Consider the following 264-nt stretch of genomic DNA (forward strand, 5'->3'; position numbering starts at 1 on the left):
CCGTCTGGCCCAGTTCACGGTCAGCTATTATGCGAACCAAGTCGACGCTCTGACGATCGCGGGCACGAAGGGATCGATCCAGATGGATCCCGCCTTCGGCTTCGGTCAGGGTCTCGCGCACCGACGCCGCATCGGGGACACGGACAGCCACGAGACGTTCAAGGCGACGGACCAGTTTGGCGGCGAGCTGAAATACTTCTCCGACTGCATCCTCGACGATCGGAGCCCGGAGCCGGACGGCGAGGAGGGGTTGGCCGACCTGCT

General features: G+C 64.4%; 1 protein-coding gene. It reads left to right on the top strand.

Translation table 11 applies throughout. The annotated features are described in order from the left end of the window. Positions 1-264 (top strand): hypothetical protein (locus PU683_RS22235; protein ID WP_277174673.1); only part of this gene is annotated, 264 nt, incomplete at both ends.

The sequence above is a fragment of the Candidatus Kosakonia sp. 282A-S69 genome (genome assembly GCF_029433855.1).
Lineage (GTDB): Bacteria > Pseudomonadota > Gammaproteobacteria > Enterobacterales > Enterobacteriaceae > Kosakonia > Kosakonia cowanii_A.